Source organism: Vagococcus humatus, from assembly GCF_003950325.1.
Lineage (GTDB): Bacteria > Bacillota > Bacilli > Lactobacillales > Vagococcaceae > Vagococcus_C > Vagococcus_C humatus.
The window spans coordinates 637163-651939 of record NZ_PXZH01000001.1; the positions used below are offsets into that span (position 1 = coordinate 637163).

14 protein-coding genes are annotated in these 14777 nt (G+C 36.1%); 1 reads left to right on the forward strand and 13 read right to left on the reverse strand.

Features of this window, described 5'->3' with window-relative positions; translation table 11 throughout:
• Nucleotides 1-20: 20 nt before the first annotated feature.
• The 13 genes from C7P63_RS03070 to obgE all read right to left on the reverse strand — a co-directional run bounded on the left by C7P63_RS03070 (nucleotide 21) and on the right by obgE (nucleotide 13753).
• Nucleotides 21-1118, reverse strand: coding sequence for a CdaR family protein (locus C7P63_RS03070; protein WP_125942689.1), 1098 nt, complete (start codon nucleotides 1116-1118; stop codon nucleotides 21-23).
• Entirely contained in the window at nucleotides 1111-2001 is an 891-nt protein-coding gene (gene cdaA, locus C7P63_RS03075; protein ID WP_125942690.1) for a diadenylate cyclase CdaA, read from the reverse strand. The genes C7P63_RS03070 and cdaA overlap by 8 nt, the downstream gene beginning before the upstream one ends.
• Before the next feature lie 21 nt (nucleotides 2002-2022).
• Nucleotides 2023-2676 (reverse strand): endonuclease III, encoded by a 654-nt coding sequence (nth, locus tag C7P63_RS03080; RefSeq protein WP_125942691.1) that lies wholly within the window; start codon nucleotides 2674-2676, stop codon nucleotides 2023-2025.
• A gap of 42 nt (nucleotides 2677-2718) precedes the next feature.
• On the reverse strand, nucleotides 2719-3429 hold the full coding sequence (locus C7P63_RS03085) for a DnaD domain-containing protein (RefSeq protein WP_125942692.1): 711 nt from the start codon (nucleotides 3427-3429) through the stop codon (nucleotides 2719-2721).
• Nucleotides 3430-3516: 87 nt separating this feature from the next.
• Complete coding sequence (locus C7P63_RS03090; RefSeq protein ID WP_125942693.1) at nucleotides 3517-5838, reverse strand: cation-translocating P-type ATPase; 2322 nt, start codon at nucleotides 5836-5838, stop codon at nucleotides 3517-3519.
• Nucleotides 5839-5869: 31 nt separating this feature from the next.
• Nucleotides 5870-6526, reverse strand: a complete 657-nt coding sequence (locus C7P63_RS03095) for a lysozyme family protein (RefSeq protein ID WP_125942694.1) — start codon at nucleotides 6524-6526, stop codon at nucleotides 5870-5872.
• A gap of 109 nt (nucleotides 6527-6635) precedes the next feature.
• Entirely contained in the window at nucleotides 6636-7148 is a 513-nt protein-coding gene (locus C7P63_RS03100; RefSeq protein WP_125942695.1) for an adenine phosphoribosyltransferase, read from the reverse strand.
• 10 nt (nucleotides 7149-7158) lie between these two features.
• Nucleotides 7159-9441 (reverse strand): single-stranded-DNA-specific exonuclease RecJ, encoded by a 2283-nt coding sequence (recJ, locus tag C7P63_RS03105; protein ID WP_165863757.1) that lies wholly within the window; start codon nucleotides 9439-9441, stop codon nucleotides 7159-7161.
• An 86-nt stretch (nucleotides 9442-9527) separates the two neighbouring features.
• On the reverse strand, nucleotides 9528-9935 hold the full coding sequence (locus C7P63_RS03110; protein WP_125942696.1) for a LapA family protein: 408 nt from the start codon (nucleotides 9933-9935) through the stop codon (nucleotides 9528-9530).
• 17 nt (nucleotides 9936-9952) lie between these two features.
• Nucleotides 9953-10756 (reverse strand): SDR family NAD(P)-dependent oxidoreductase, encoded by an 804-nt coding sequence (locus C7P63_RS03115; protein WP_125942697.1) that lies wholly within the window; start codon nucleotides 10754-10756, stop codon nucleotides 9953-9955.
• Between the two features lies 1 nt (nucleotide 10757).
• The gene (gene rnz, locus C7P63_RS03120; RefSeq protein ID WP_125942698.1) at nucleotides 10758-11699 is read right to left on the reverse strand and encodes a ribonuclease Z; all 942 of its coding nucleotides are present in this window, start codon (nucleotides 11697-11699) and stop codon (nucleotides 10758-10760) included.
• A 24-nt stretch (nucleotides 11700-11723) separates the two neighbouring features.
• Entirely contained in the window at nucleotides 11724-12293 is a 570-nt protein-coding gene (locus C7P63_RS03125; protein WP_125942699.1) for a DUF1269 domain-containing protein, read from the reverse strand.
• Nucleotides 12294-12439: 146 nt separating this feature from the next.
• Entirely contained in the window at nucleotides 12440-13753 is a 1314-nt protein-coding gene (gene obgE / locus C7P63_RS03130; protein WP_125942700.1) for a GTPase ObgE, read from the reverse strand.
• 239 nt (nucleotides 13754-13992) lie between these two features.
• Here obgE and C7P63_RS03135 point away from each other — a divergent pair, with 239 nt between their 5' ends.
• Nucleotides 13993-14763 (forward strand): peptidylprolyl isomerase, encoded by a 771-nt coding sequence (locus C7P63_RS03135; protein WP_125942701.1) that lies wholly within the window; start codon nucleotides 13993-13995, stop codon nucleotides 14761-14763.
• Nucleotides 14764-14777: the final 14 nt, after the last annotated feature.

The window sequence follows — 14777 nt, forward strand, 5'->3', positions numbered from 1 at the left end:
CCTGATCCTTCTAAAAACCATTATTCTTCTTCAGTGCTTGTTTCTGCTGAAGGCACCTGTGAATCAGTCTCGTCAGAGCTATTCGACGACTCTGATTGACTACTCGTCGATTCCTTAGATTCTGATTTGTTAGGTTTAGGCTTAGAAGTCTCTTCTGTTTTCGTTTCTTTTTCTTTAAAAACCGGTATAATCTTAACCTCAACAGACGTAGGATCAACAAGAATCCCACTTGGTGCATGTAAACGCAATGTTTGCGTTGTTTCTTCTTGAATACGGTTGACATTCACCTCTACTGCTAGGCTAGTTAGTGGGTCTATTAAATTGAGCGGTCCACTTATTTTAACATTTTCTTGTAAAATTTCAAAATTATATTTTTCTACCCCTTCCCCAAGGGTCCCTTTTTGACTAAGAACTAAGGGGATTTCCTTTGAAGGCATCTCCACCTGAATTGTTACCGTAACGGTTGTAGGTACAGCAATAATGCTTAACCGATTTTTCATCTTGTCTAAGGCTATCACATCCACTTTTTTAGATGTATTATTATCAATGTTTCTTAAATCATCAATTGGAGCTACCACTTCTTCAATACTATCTAGTATAGAGCGGCCTGCTGTAATATCGATATTAGGAGGATCAACACTTACAGAGCCAATCTTATAGCCTTTTTTCAGCAAATCTTCATTGATTTTAGGGGTGACGGAAAAAGTCTTGGTCAAACGCTTTTCTACTGTGACATGAATCGTTTTATTTTTAAGAGTTCCCTCTACAGCATTGTTTAGATTGACCACTTTCAAAGGCACTTCAAAGGTTCCTTCTTTGTACTTAGTCAAATCTGCCTCTACTTGAAAATTTCTAGTATTAGGATCTGATTCAATATCTAACAAAACTTTATTCGCACTTTTTAAATAAACTGTGGTTGTTTCTTCATAACCAGAAACAAAATATTTATTTTCGTCATAGTTTAATTTAATCGGAACTTTTTCAGTCGTTGCACTTAAACTAGTATCTGTTGGAAGGTGTTGCATTCTTTTTTCAGAATTAGCATTAAAAAACAGTAACAAGGCAAAAAACAAAGCCAATAATTTAGCAAACCACTTACTGTTGTTTACCTTATTCATCGCTTTTCGCCCCCTTTGAGATACCGTCTAGAAAATGTTGGAGTAAATTCTTGTCTTTTGTATCATTGTCTGTTTTAACTAATTCATCAGTTAAAATTTGAAGATACTCCTCTTGATCTAAATCAGGCAATAAATGGTTTTTAAGAGCAATACTGACCCCCCCTGTTTCCTCGGAAACAATAATGGTTACAGCATCACTGACTTCACTCACTCCTACTCCAGCTCTGTGCCGAGTTCCGTACTCTTTAGGAATGTTTTCATTTTCAGACAAAGGTAAATAAGCACAGGCTACCGCAATTTTTTGATTTTTTATGATTACCGCTCCGTCATGTAAAGGAGTATTAGGAATAAAGATATTAATCAACAACTCACCAGAAACTTCTGCATTTAACGGAATGCCTGTTTCAATATACTCATCTAACCCGGTATTTTCCTCAATGGTAATCAACGCACCAATTCTTCTTTTAGACATGTACTGCACTGCTTTATCTAATGAGTGAATCAGCGCCACATCTTGCCTTTCATCTCGTTTGGACTTTTTAAAAACAGCACCTCGGCCGATATGTTCTAGCCCTCTTCTTACTTCAGGTTGAAAAATGATAATGGCTGCAATAACACCGTATGTAATAACTTGATTCATTAGCCAAGATACTGTGTTTAAACCAATTAAGCCACTTACCACTCGAACTAAAACAATCACTGCAATACCTTTTAGTAACTGAACAGCTTTCGTTCCTCTTAACAAATTCATTAATTTATAAATAACATACCAAACCACAGCAATATCCAATAAATTAATGGCGAAATTTTTAGTTAGCACATAATGTTCTAATAAGTTTTTCAATGCATTTAGATTTAAAAACTCAATCATTTGGGATAACATAGGCTCCTCTCCTTATTTTCATTATTTTTCATTCGATTTCATTCTGTTTTTGCCTTCTTGACACATATAAAGGAGAGGACAATCAGAACATTTAGGGGATCTTGCTAAACAATGGTAACGACCAAAAAAAATCATGGTATGGTGTGTTTTCACCCATAAATCTTTCGGTATTTTTCGCATAAGTGTTTCTTCTACTTCTAACACTGTGGCTTTTTGTTTCGCTATTCTTAATCGTTTAGATACCCGTTCAACGTGGGTATCTACAGCAATAGCTGGAATATTGAAAGCATCGCCTAACACTACATTGGCAGTTTTTCTTCCCACACCAGGTAGTCGCATTAATTCTTCGTGAGTCTTAGGAACTTCTCCTTCAAACTCATCTAGCAACATTTGGCTACAAGCTTTAATATTTTTTCCTTTATTCCTGTAAAGACCAATCGTTTTGATATGTTGAATAATGTCTTCTAAGGGAGCTTGTGCTAAGTCTTTTGGTGTTGGATAAGCAGCAAATAACTCAGGGGTTACTTTATTGACAGATACATCTGTAGCCTGTGCACTTAAAATCACCGCAATCAATAGTTCAAAACTATTCCGGTGGGATAACTCCCCTACTGCCTCTGGAAACATCTCCATCATGACTCCAATCGCTTCCATCGTTTTTTCTTTAGATATCACCAAACATTCTCCTTATCTATTTGTTCAATTTATCCATCCCTACTAGTCAGATTCTAACCAATTGTAAAGAGGTACTTCTGCTCTTGGAGTTCCCTCTTTTGGTGCATAACCAGTTGGCTCTTCTTTCGTTTGAATGGCTTTTTTCCGTTTTTTTTGTTCCGCTATCACTTGTTCTTTTGTTCTTAAATTCTTTCGTTCCCAATTTAGTAAAATACGGTCAATGTATTTAAAATTATAAACTTGATTTAAACTAGCTTCTTTAAGAGCTAACACAATTAAATCTGGCATATATTGATCTTCTTCTAACCAACATTGAATGGTTTCAAACTCCATCGGTGACAAAGGTCTAGCAAATTCTTGTTCAAACAACTGATACAATTGACTAATTTTCAGCCGTTCTTCTGTTACCTGATCTTGATGTTTTTCCGCTTTAATTCTCTCTTCAATCAATTGGAAAACTGGGGAAAGATCGTAAGAATCGGTGGTTTTTCCTTCTGAATTTTGATACGTCACTAACCGGATAAACCGCTGATTAAGTAAAGACTCCACTAAAGCAAAGCCCTCCTCAGAACTCAATCCCATATTTTGACTAATTTCTCGTAAATCAGGAAATTCTTTTCCTTGTTGCTGATAATTTAGCAGTTGTAAATATAACAAAAATTCTTCTGAAGATAAACCAATTTTATGATAATAAGTCAGTAATAAATTTGAAACAATTGTCTGACCACTTGCTAAATATGTGGCTAATTCCATTTACTTTCGCCCCTTTTTTCTCTGTTTATTATTATACCATTTTAACGCTAACTTTTCGTGTCATTTACATCAAAAAAGACTACGAATTTAAACGTAGCCTTTTTTCCTTTGCCATTGACTGATTAATAACCGAATTCCTACACTTATACCAAATAAAAGGAAGAAAATCGGAAGAGTTTGACTAGTTAAAAAGCCAATTTCTAAAATAGAATGAAATAACATAGCTGCTACATAAGTTCCCACACCAGTTGTCACAAATAAGAAAACACGTAAAGGATTGAAAGGGAGACAGGCTTTAAGTACTGCTAACACACTTACCCCAATTAGTAAGTAATACATCAAAGTAGTCGTATCTAATGAACTCCAGCCTTTTCCTTGACTAATCAAGTGAACAGCTATTACGTTAAATAAAACTAATAAAGCATTTGGAGTGGCGTTTCTTAAAACAGTTGGTAAAAAAGCTCCTTTAACTTTTCGCTTATCTGATTCAAAAGATAAGAAGAAAGAAGGATATCCTTCAATCGCCAAGTCTAATAAAGTAATTTGAATCGGCATAAAAGGAAACGCTAAAGTAGTCACTGCACAAATAACTGAAAGTAAGAAAGAGTAAATAGTTTTAATAAAGAAAATGCTAGCTACCTTAGTGACATTGTTAACCACACGACGACCTTCAAATAAAACATCAGGCAACGTCGTAAAATCAGAATTTAATAAAACTAAGTTAGCAATTTGTCTAGTCGCACTATCCCCTTCTGCCATGGCTATACTACAATCTGACTCTCTTAACGCCAACACATCGTTGACCCCGTCTCCTGTCATAGCCACTGTTCGCTTATCTTCTTTTAACGCTTGAACTAATAATTTTTTCTGTTTAGGAGACACTCGGCCAAATACTTGATATTCTAAAGCCGCTTTTTTGACTGCCTCATCTGAGGTAAAAGTCGATAAATCCACATAAGAATCATATCCGATTAAGCCAGCTCGTCTAGCAATATTTGACACTGTTACAGGATTGTCTCCTGAAATAACTTTTAAGTCCACGCCTTCTTTTCTTAAATAAGCCAAAGTTTCATTAGCTTGTTGTCTAATTGGATCATCAATCTCTAACACAGCTAAAGGTGTTACATCTAAAGGAAGCACTTCTGATAAGGGTGCTTTAGATTGACTTAACCCTAACATTAAAACACGAAACCCTTGTTCCTGAGCCTCTTTAACTTGTTTAGGCATCTCTTCCGCAGCCACTAATCTTTCCGGAGCACCTAACACCACTGTTCCTAACCCATCAAATAAAATAGCTCCCCATTTTCTTTCTGAAGAGAAAGCTAAGCTATCTAGTGCTTGATATTTATCCATTTCCTGATAGTGTTCCCGAATGGCTTGCATGGTAATGTTATTATCTGAACTAGCTTTTAAATAACTTCCTATAATTTCTAAATAATCTTCTGGAGTCACTTCTAACAGCTCAACAGCTTGTACTTTCATTTTGCCTTCTGTAATAGTGCCTGTTTTATCTAAACAAAGAGTGTCTACATGAGCTAATGTTTCAACTGCATACATATCTTGGACTAACACTTGTTTTTTAGCTAATTTAGTCACAGCTGTCGCTAACGTAATACTAATCAGTAACACCAAACCTTTAGGTAGCATCCCTAAAAGAGCCCCTGCTGAAGAAACCACCGCTTCTTTTGCTCCAGCTTGTCTTACTAATAAGGCTTCAAGTAATAAAATCACTCCTAAAGGAATAATGACATAGCTGGTAAATTTGGATACTTTTCGAATAGAGGACACTAATTCTGACTTAACCGGTTTGTGAACTTTGGCCTCTGTCGCAATTTTAGTGGCGTAATTATCTTTACCTACTCGGATAACTTTTCCGTAACAAGCACCACTGACTAAAAAACTGCCTGATAATAACGTGCTACCTATTTCTTTTTCAATCAAATCCGATTCCCCTGTTAACAGAGATTCATTTGCTTCAACTTTCCCGAAAACTACTTCCATATCTGAGGGAACTTGTTCCCCTGCACCAATCCAGACTAGGTCATCTAAAACTAATTCTGTGGCATCAATCGTCACTTTTTTGCCCTCTCTTAATACTTGGGCGGTTTCTTTTGACACAATAGATAGTTTAGCAACCATATTTCTAGCATGTATCTCTTGACTGATACCAATAATCATGTTCATCATAATAATTGCTAAGTAAAACATGTTGGAATAAGCTCCAACTGCAAATAAACAAATACCAATGGCTAAGTTCAGCAAGTTAAACAACGTCAAAATATTATCTTTAAAAATATCTCCTGTGGTTTTAGAGATGTTTTCTTCATAATTATTTTGTTTTCCGTCCTGCTGACGTTCTGCTACTTCAGCCAAACTTAAACCAGTTTGACTTTTTTCAAATTTTTCCATTCACCCACAAACTCCTTGATTTATTCTCTTGTTATTTATTTAATACTTTCATCCATTTTAAATGATACTGAACAATTTCTGCGTAGAAAAAATTACCCCCATCTTGATACAAATACCCACCATTGTACCAAACTGCTCTTGGATTTAAATAGCGGTATCTTATTTGATCTTTATTACCTAACGTTGGGGCTAAAATATCTTTAGAATATTCCTCAGCTAATTCTACATAATTAAATCCTCCGTGGCTTTTAACATAAGGAATATAGTTTTGCCCAAAATTGTAAGCTTGTACTGCTGTCCAAATATCTGTGTGATTTTCTTCTGAACTATGAATCATTTCAGCCAAATGTTTCACACCTGACTCTATACTTTCTTCTGAAGTTCCAATTTGATTGGTTTCGCCGTACTTACTTTCACTACTTTGCATTAAGTCAATGTGATTGCCTTTACTTTCCGTTAAAATAATAGCTAAAACAATATCTGTATAAGGCTCTATCTGATAGTTAGCTGTTTCTCTAGCTACCACACTTCGCCACTGATTAACTTCTTTTATTTGTCTATTTAATACATAAAGATAGCGAGCACTTATCAAAAAGGCTAGGACGATTAGTCCAATCAACATGACTTGAATGGTTTTTTTAATTGCTTTAAACACAGGTTTCTTCAAACCCTTTCTTTTTCTAATCATACGTTATTATACTACTATGATATCCCTTAATCGCCTAACTTTTCTCTCATTCTTTAACAATTATTTATAAAAAAAGCGTCGGCTAAAAAACCGACGCTTTAAAATCTGCTTAATAATCCATTAAAGCTAAAATATCATAGTCTTTAATTTTATCTCGACCATGTAAGTCGTTTAATTCAATTAAGAAGGCACAGCCAACTACTACTCCCCCTAGTTCTTCAACTAGCTTAGTTGTTGCTGCAATTGTTCCGCCAGTAGCTAGTAAATCATCACAAATTAGCACACGTTGTCCTGGTTTAATCGCATCTTTATGAAGAGTTAACACATCTTTTCCGTATTCTAAACCATAGCTAACTTCAATGGTTTCACGAGGTAATTTTCCTTTTTTACGAGCAGGAGCAAAACCAATTCCTAACTCATAGGCAACTGGACACCCTATAATAAACCCTCTTGCTTCTGGTCCTACGATCATATCTACTTGTTTTTCTTTAGCAAATTCAACAATCGCTTGAGTTGCTTCTCGGTAAGCTTCTCCGTTTCCCATCAATGGCGAAATATCTCTAAAAATAACTCCTTCTGTTGGGTAATTAGGAATACTTGCAACATAATCTCTTAAATTCATTTTTTTCCTCCTACTGAGCTAACCATGTATATAATTCCTGTGGTTGACTGTATAATAATTGTTTTTCTGTTTGAATCCGTTGCTGCCTTTCTTTGTAAGAAGGACTTTCTTCTAAAGGATGGGGCAAAGGATCTACTACTTTTTTCATTACACCATTATCTATTCTAACAAATCCCAACTCAAAAAACACTTGAATCATAAAAATCAATTCTTTTTGTGACAATTTTAAAGCGGAAGCAACTTGCGGAAGCTTGTAGCGAATATCCACTTCTTCCACCTGACGAGTTAGCTGATACAATCTAGCAAACTTCTGACGATTAGGTAATCCGTTTAAATAATATTCCTCTTCAGACAAAAAGAAACAGTATAAACGGCTAGCTTTAGTAATGTCTATCACTTGCCGCACTTCTTGACTATTAACTGGACAATCGACTAAAACCACCGTTTCTCTTGGGGTTAATCCGGCTAAATCTGCTCGATATTGCCAAGTGTCACCAGTGTTTGGTTTCACTTTTTCATCCCAGTAAACGTACAAAGCATCTTGTTCTCTAACCTGGGTTAAGCTTTGTTTTTTTCCTCGGTAGTCAAACACTTGTAAGCCTTTGACTTCATAATCTTTTAACAGTACTTGTGGTTTTTTTCGGTCATTCCACTCATTTATTTGTAACTCCCCAATAAAAGCTAGAGGATTTACTGTCATAAATTCTTCAATTTCTTGTCCCTTATTAAAAGCTAACACATCTATAGTCTGTTGATTTTTTTCAGCAACTAGTTTTAAATGCGTTTTGTCTGCACCAATTTGTTTCACTTGCTGCATTTGATAGTTTTCAAATAAAAAACAAGGGGCTTCATTATCTGTACCAAAAGGACCTAGTTTTGCCAAACTCTCAATAAACTCTAGTTGAATATCTGATAAATCAGGAGCAGAAAGAACGGTCACTTCTTTTCCTTTAGTTAAATCAATCTCTTCACGCTCGATATAAGCATCTAATCTTTCTTGAAGTTCTGGTAAAAGAGTCGCTTCTAAAGAGAAACCGGCTGCCATATGATGGCCTCCAAAGGCTAAGAATAAGTCTTTTTCCTCACACAAGGCTTCGTATAAATTAAGTTGACCCACACTTCTACCTGATCCTTTAGCTATGCCCTTGTCATTAATCCCTAGAACCAATGCTGGTTTACCAGTTGCCTCAACAATCCGACTGGCCACAATTCCTAAAACACCTTCATGCCAATCTTTTTTAGCTAAAACATAAAGAGAATGATTAGGCATTTGTTCCACCATAGCTAAGGCTTCTTGACCAATCTGCTTCACAATATTTTGTCTTTTTTCATTCTGTTGTTGAACAAAATGAGCTAGCTCTTCTGCTTGTTCCTCATCAAATGTTGTCAATAAGTGGACACCTGGTGTAGCATCTTCTAATCTACCTAAAGCATTTAGACGTGGAGCTATTCCAAATCCAATATTGGTTTCGTCTACTTTGTACAAGTCAATCTCTGCCACTTCACATAACTTAACCAGGCCAATTCGGTCAGTTTCTCTAAAGACTTGTAAACCTAGTGTTACTAATGCCCGGTTTTCACCAGTTAAAGATACTAAATCAGCAATGGTTCCAATCGCCACTAAATCCAGCAATTCTAATGGGTTACTTCCAAGTAAGGCTGTCGCTACTTTAAAAGCAACCCCCACCCCTGCTAAGTCTCCAAAAGGATAGTTGCCTAAAGGGTGTCTTGGATGAATGACCGCTAAGGCTTCTGGCAATTGAGCAGGTAACTCATGATGGTCTGTAATAACTACATCTACCCCAGCTTCCATCGCATATTTAACTGGCTTGTAACCTGCTACCCCATTGTCAACAGTAATAATTAATTGGACGCCTTGTTCTTCAATAAAATAACGATAAACTTGTTCGTTAGGTCCATAGCCATCCATAAACCGATCTGGTATATAAATGATAGGCTCTCCCCCTAACATTTCAATCGCTTCTTTCATTACTGTTGTACTGGTAATGCCGTCTGCGTCGTAATCTCCGTAAATTAATATTTTTTCTCCATTAGCAATTCCTTCTTGAATTCTAGTTATTCCTTTTGCCATATCGTGCATTAAAAAAGGATCATGAAAGGCAGTCACATCGGGATTAAAAAATTCAGTCAGCTCTTCTTCTGTTCGAATACCTTTTTCCCACAGCCAGGAAGCGAATTGTGCAGGAATTTTTCGCTGTTCAAGTACAGGAATCAAAGATTTAGCTGCGTCAATCTCTGGTACTACTTTCCATTGATTCACTGATGGTTTCAAAAAATCACTCCTATCCTAACCAAAACATTATACCAAAAAAAAATAAATAAAAAAGAGAAGACCTTTTCTCTTTTTTATTTAATCGATTATTCTTCTATTGTTTCTAGTAAATCCCTTGGCTCTTCTATAAACGAAGAACCTTCTAAATCTTTCAATTTAGTTTCTAATAGACCAATTTGTTGATTTTTTTCATGTAACAATAAATCATAATACTCTCGTTCTTTTGCAACAGCTGCTTCTTTTCCAGCTTCTTGCTCTCCTATTTTATAACGAAGTTCTTTTAGTTCTTTTCGTTGTTTCCAAAAACTAGTGGACCAAGCGATTAACACAATAAGTGCGCCAATTAAAGCTGATCCTAAAATGGTAAAAATAAGAGGGGACTGAACCCGTTTAAAGCCAAAATTAACGATAACTGGTTCAGTGTTAATTACTGAAAAAATAGCAATAACAAACACTAAAACAAACCCTAGCAATAATTTTCCGTGATGTTTCATAACATCTCCTCCCTCCCCTATTTTTTATTAAACACTGTTTGTGATAAATAATCTCCCACTCTAGGAAATAACCGGTAACCAAGATTAGCTAATTGCATATAAGAGGGTAAGTTTACTTCTCGTTTTCTAAACTCAATCCCTTCCACAATTTCAATCGCCACCTCTTCTGGTTCTAACGCATAGTCTTTAACCGCCTCTAAATAATTACCGGTTTCATCTGCTTGTTCAAAAAAGTTAGTCACAATAGGACCAGGATTAACAGTTAACACTTGAATGTTATAAGGTGCTAACTCTAATCTAAGGGTGTCAGAAAAAGCAATTAAAGCAGCTTTACTTGACCCATAGATACTGGATTTAGGGGAAGGCATCTTCCCACCTTGTGAAGCGATATTTACTACTATTCCTGATTGTTTGCTTTGTATCATCTCTTTTGTCACAGTTTTAGTTAAAGCCATAGTCCCAAATAAATTAATCTGATAAATTTGTTCGACTTGCTCAAAGTCCATATCGACAAAAGAGCGAAATAAACCAATCCCTGCACAGTTAATTAAGATACTAGGAACACCGTAATTCTCATATACGTGTTCCATTGTTGGTTGAATGGTCTTTGGCTGAGTTAAGTCTAAGCACGCTGTATAAATAGGTTGCAACGTATATTCTCGGCAATTAGCTTTGACTTCAGCTAGCTTAGTTTGGTTGCGACCACTTAAAATTAAACGAGCTTGCTTTTTAGCCAACAAATAAGCTAACTGCTCTCCAACACCTGACGTTGCTCCTGTTAAAAAAATTAACTGATTGGCTACAGATTCTTTACGAAACATGTTAAGACTCCTTTGTTTTAGGTAATGGTATCTCAATAGTATCGAAATCTCTAACTACTTGGCTATTTTTAAATACTTTTTTAGCTTCTTTTTCTAAATTAAGTGCTTCTGCACCTACGTAACGAGCACTGATATGAGTCAGCAGTAACCGGTTAACCCCAGCTTTTTTAGCCACTGTGGCAGCATCTACTGTTGTAGAGTGAAAATAAGCTTTAGCTAACTTTTGTTCTGCTTGATTAAAGGTACTTTCATGGACTAAAACATCTGCATCCTTAGCTAATTGTTCTGCATTGGGAGTTCTACGCGTATCTCCTAAAATAGTCACCACTCGGCCCTTTTGCGCAGGACCTAAAAAGTCTTGGCCATTTAACACACGTCCATCTTCTAATTGAACTGTTTCTCCTCGCTTCAACTGACCGTACACAGGACCTGACGGCACATTTAATTCTTTTAATTGTGCCACTTGTAGCTCACCTTCATGATCTGTTTCAATAATCCGGTAACCGTAACATTTAATGCGGTGATCTAAAGGTAGACAGACAACTTCAAACTGATGATCTTTAAAAATAGTGCCAGTTTCATCAATTTCATTGTAGATAATAGGATAACTCACATGACTTTCTGAGATTTTTAAACTAGTTTCTACAAATTCCTTAATCCCTTTAGGACCAACAATAGTTAAAGGGGTTTCTCCCCCTTGAAAAGAGCGACTGCTTAATAAACCTGGTAAACCAAAAATATGATCCCCGTGTAAGTGGGTAATAAATATTTTTTCGATTTTTCTAGGTCTAATAGCTGTTTGAAGTATTTGTTGCTGAGTAGATTCTCCGCAGTCAAATAACCATACAGCATTTCTTTCATCTAATAATTTTAGTGCAATACTTGTAACGTTTCGTTGTTTGGACGGGACACCTGCCCCAGTGCCTAAAAATTGTAACTCCATATCTTACCTTACTTTCTTTTCATATTAATGTTCATCTGCTTGTTTTTCTTCTCTTTTTTCTTGCCAAGTTTTAACTGCATGCTCTGCCATATCTTGCTCTAATTCCTTAGCATCTGTGATTTCTTCTTCTACATCTTCTAACTCTAGACGTGTAATATTACCACCTAGTTTATTGAAAATCAACTGATTTAAAGGACGGTTATCATCTTCGTCTGCAATTAATACTACTCCTGTTTCTCCCTCAGCAATGTCTTTACCTACATGTTCAAAAATGCTAGTAGCTGTCGTAATTTCTTTAGCATCTTTTGCCCCGCCAATCATGCCACCTGCAAACCAACCTAACATCATGCCTAAAGGACCAGCTAAAAGACCAATTAACATGCCGATTGTACTATTTTTAGCACTATGATCTGCTCCTGTAAAATCAATAAAATCTTGCATTTCAAACTGATGACTGCCGTCTTCTTTATGACTAATCACTGCCATCTGTTCACCACGAACTTCTCGTTGGTTATGTAGTCGTTTAATTTCAGAAAAAGCTTGATAAGAAACACTTTCTTGTTCAAAAGTTAATATAATAACGCGTTTACTCATTTCATCACTTCCCTTTTTTAGTTATCTTTATTGTATCAATAATTTCTTGATTTAAAAAGAATTCTCTATTAATAGGTGGTGGCATAGAAAAAAGCTTAAGAATTTTTTCCTAAGCTTTTTCTAGATTTACTATTTTAGACTAATTTTTAATCAATGAATTCAAAAATGAAGTCTTCAATACGAACCGTGTCGCCGTCTTTCGCGCCTCGTTCACGTAATTCTTCGTCGACTCCCATACCTCGCATTTGTCTAGCAAAGCGCATTAAGCTTTCATCTCGTTCCAAATTAGTCATATGGAACAATCTTTCTAGCTCACGGCCAGACAATACCCAAGTGCCATCTGGTTCTCTAGTAATAGCGAACGGTTTGCTTTCTTTTTGGAATTCATAACGAATAATTTCTTCTTCTTGTTCTTCATCGTACATTGGAAATTCTGGTGTGTTTTCCAATATATTGACAGTAGTACTCAATAAATTCTCAATTCCTTGACGGGTTACCCCTGAAATTGGGAAAATTTGCGGGATTTCCCGATTTTCTTTTTCACAATAAGCAGCCAGTTGTTTGTTAAACTCAGCTAAATTTTCTTCTGAGTCAGGCATATCCATTTTGTTTGCCACAATCACTTGAGGACGCTCTAATAGGCGTAAATTATGACCTTCTAGTTCGTCATTAATGGTTAAGTAGTCTTCAAAAGGATCTCTTCCTTCTACACCACTCATATCAATAACATGAAGCAATACCCGAGTCCGTTCAATGTGACGTAAAAATTGTGTCCCTAGACCTACTCCTTCAGAAGCTCCCTCAATTAGACCTGGTAAATCAGCCATAACAAAGCTTCGTCCGTCTTTTAAGGTTACCATCCCTAAATTAGGTACTAAAGTAGTAAAATGATAAGCCCCAATTTTCGGTTTCGCTTTAGAAACAATAGAAAGTAAAGTAGATTTTCCTACTGAAGGAAATCCAACCAATCCAACATCTGCTAACACTTTTAACTCAAGTTCAATGGTTCTTTCAACTCCTGGCTCTCCGTTTTCAGAAATTTCAGGAGCAGGGTTTCTTGGCGTAGCAAAGCGAATATTACCTCGACCACCACGACCACCTTTAGCAACTACCAACTCTTGACCATGATCAATTAAGTCACCTAGTAACATGCCAGATTCTGCTTCTCTAACTGTCGTACCTGGTGGAACAGCTACGTACAAATCTTTAGCTCCTCGGCCATGCATACCTTTACTCATGCCATTTTCGCCAGGTTGAGCTCTAAAATGACGATTAAATCTAAAATCCATTAATGTTCGCAAGCCTTCGTCGACAACTAAAATGACGTCACCACCACGACCACCATCTCCACCAGCGGGACCACCGTCTGGTACATATTTTTCTCTACGGAACGCAACCATTCCGTCTCCGCCTTTACCGGCGCTTACTTCAATATTTACTTGATCTAAAAACATGGACATATAAAGTCCTCCTAATCTTTTCATACATAATATATCAGTATACATTTTACGAATAATCCAGTCATTTGTCCAATAGTATTGACAAAAGACGATAAAAACTCTCTTTTTCTTAATTTTTCTTTTAATTTAACCCTTTTCAATGAGAAAAGCTAGATAATTTTCTCTAAAGTCATTTGTCTATTCCCTCTAATTTGTTATGATAGGGATAATAAATAACTAAAAAAGAAAGAAGGCACATAATGACTAAAAAATGGATAACTTTGGGTCTTACTTTAGCATGTACTTCCCTACTTTTAGCTGGTTGTCAGTCTCCTGCTAAACAAGAGTCTAGTCAAAAAGAAACAACCACTGAAAAAACAACCAAAAAAGAACCTAAAAAGGTGGTAGATTTAAACGCTTTAGAGCTTCCTCAATTAAATCAAGAGGTTGCAGACAATGAAGCCTTAGTAGAAATGGAGACAACCGAAGGAAACATTAAAATCAAACTGTTTCCAGAAATTGCCCCTAAAGCAGTGGAAAACTTCTTGACTCATGCTAAAAAAGACTACTACAAAGATGTCTTATTCCACCGTGTAATCAATGATTTTATGATTCAAACTGGAGACCCTGAAGGTACAGGAATGGGCGGAGAAAGTATTTGGAAAAAACCATTTAAAGATGAAGGAAGCCAACAATTATTCAATATTCGCGGAGCACTTTCTATGGCTAACGCCGGTCCTAATACAAACGGCAGTCAATTCTTTATCGTTCAAAATAAAAAAGATATGTCTGAAGGACTATTAACTGATGAATATCCTGAGAAAATCATCCAACAATACAAACAAGGTGGGGCTCCTTATTTAGACTATGTCTTTGAAGGAAGCGATTCTGTTCATACTGTTTTTGGTCAAGTGATTGAAGGTATGGATGTGGTTGATAAAATTGCTGAAGCAGAAACAGATAGTCAAGATAAACCTAAAAAAGACATTAAAATTGAAAAAATTACCGTCTTAAAAGATATGAACAAATAGACCAACAAGTCAAT